At 58.9% G+C, this 1,999-nt stretch carries 3 protein-coding genes; 1 reads left to right on the top strand and 2 read right to left on the bottom strand.

Annotation, left to right across the window (positions count from 1 at the left end):
- The coding region (locus H5T41_11050; GenBank protein MBC7109295.1) for a hypothetical protein at nucleotides 1-948 on the top strand (948 nt) is incomplete at its 5' end.
- A 114-nt stretch (nucleotides 949-1,062) separates the two neighbouring features.
- Here the strand turns inward: H5T41_11050 and H5T41_11045 are convergent.
- Nucleotides 1,063-1,485, bottom strand: a complete 423-nt coding sequence (locus tag H5T41_11045) for a hypothetical protein (protein ID MBC7109294.1) — start codon at nucleotides 1,483-1,485, stop codon at nucleotides 1,063-1,065.
- Nucleotides 1,486-1,513: 28 nt separating this feature from the next.
- Nucleotides 1,514-1,882 (bottom strand): endonuclease domain-containing protein, encoded by a 369-nt coding sequence (locus H5T41_11040; protein MBC7109293.1) that lies wholly within the window; start codon nucleotides 1,880-1,882, stop codon nucleotides 1,514-1,516.
- Between the last annotated feature and the right edge of the window lie 117 nt (nucleotides 1,883-1,999).

The following is a 1,999-nucleotide window of genomic DNA, read 5'->3' as shown; positions in this document are numbered from 1 at the left end:
GCGGCCACCGGTGGCGGGGGTGGCGGTGGCGGCGGTGACCAAGCTCCCGGCCAGGTCCAGGGCGTCTCCGCCTCCGACGGCACCTACTACGACAAGATCCGAATCACCTGGAACTCCGTTTCCGGTGCTAAAACTTACCGGGTCTACTTCTCCGAGACAGGCGTTGCGGACACGTTCACCCAGCTTGCCGAGGTTCCTAGCGGCACCACGTCCTATGATGACACGCGAACAAAAATTGGAAACCAAGATTTTGGGATGTGCAAAAAGGTTTGGTATGCGGTGAGCGCCTGGAACGACGCCGGTGAAGGCCCCCTTTCCGTCCCCGATTCCGGCTACAAAGGCGGAACTTTGCAGGCCGTGGACGCAAGCAAAGTGGAAACTACCGTGACCCCCGTTTCTGCAACCCAAGCCACGGTGAAGCTGGAATGGGAGGCGGTTAAGGACGCGGATAAGCTGGGCGCGGTCTACGAGATCTGGCGCCTGGACATTGGCACTTATCAAAAGGTTGGACAGACCGCATCCACCACGTTCCTGGACACGGTGGAATTGGGCCGCACCTACCGCTACAAGATCCGCACTTGCAGCGATTTACCTTGCATCACCTGCGCTCCGTTTTCCGGGGAAATTCAGATCTCCGTGGCCTGCAACCCCACACCGCCGTCAAAGGTTACGGCCGAAAAAATCACAGAAGACAGCCAGGCGAAGATAAAAATAACCTGGCCCCGCGTAGAAGGAGCGACAAGCTACCAGGTGTACCGATCGACGAGTGAAGACGGTGCTTATACGTTTGTGCAAACTGTGGCTGACCCTGGGTCAGGGGACAACGTTGAATACAAGGACACCCCACCCAGTTCTGGAACCTACTACTACAAGGTCAAAACCTGTGTGGCCTGCGGCTGCGGCCCCCTTTCCTCGCCCTCCGATGGGGTGCAGTTCCAGGCGCCTTAACGGGTGGGTTTAACAGGGGGCCCTACCCGCCCTTTTTCTTGCGCGGCGTCCCCCCTCACCCTAGCCCTCTCCCAGAGGGAGAGGGGACGCTGATGGGTTCGTTTTCTGTTTTTCCTAAGTCCCTTCTCCACTTGAGGGAGAAGGCCGGGATGAGGGGGCCTTCACCTGCGCCCTCTCCCGGAGGGCAAGGGGGTGGAACCAAACGGGACGAGGAAAATGAGGAACCCCCACCCTACACTTTCCCACCGTGTTTTCCCTGTCCCTTCTCCCCCAGTGGGGGAGAAGGTTAGGATGAGGGGCTTCCCTCACCCTAGCCCTCTCCCAGAGAGGGGATGCGCGTTCTCCACTTTTTTGGTCCCTTATCTCCCCGCCTGGGGGAGGAAGGCCCGTAGTCCTTCGTCTTGGATCGTTTTGAAAACCCCTTCTCCCCACAGAGGGGGAGAAGCACAGGATGAGGGGGGCCCTCACCCCGGCCCCTCTCCCAGAGGGAGAGGGGGAAAGAAAAGGAGGTAACCCTTCATCTCCGCCCTCTCCCACATGCCTTCTCCCCCAGTGGGGGAGAAGGTCAGGATGAGGGGGACCAAGACGAGGAGAAAGAACTCTGGCAAGCCTCGAGAATCACGGAAAGCACGCCCTCAAGGTTTCCTAGCACTTCATTGTTCCAAAACCTGAGCACCTTGTACCCCTTGTATTCCAGGAAGCGGGTGCGCTCAAGGTCACGGGCGCGTTCATCGGGAAAGTTGTGTTGTCCGCCGTCTATTTCCACGATCACCCGTTTTTCCAGGCACAGGAAATCCACGATGTAGGGCCCGATGGGCACTTGACGGCGAAATTTGAGGCCACCGAGACGTCGGTTGCGCAAATGGTACCAAAGAAGGCGTTCGGCCTCCGTCATCTCCCGCCGCAGCTTTCGTGCCAACGGGGTGAGCTCCATCGCTTAATTTTAGCCCCTCACCCCCACCCTCTCCCAGAGGGAGAGGGGAAAGAACTCTCCCACATTTCCACTTCCTTCTCCCCCACCGGGGGAGAAGGTCAGGATGAGGGGGTTTCC

The sequence above is a fragment of the Methanomassiliicoccales archaeon genome, assembly GCA_014361295.1.
Lineage (GTDB): Archaea > Thermoplasmatota > Thermoplasmata > Methanomassiliicoccales > JACIVX01 > JACIVX01.
Note: the sequence above shows the minus strand (reverse complement) of the source record. Positions and strands in the feature narration are given on the sequence as shown.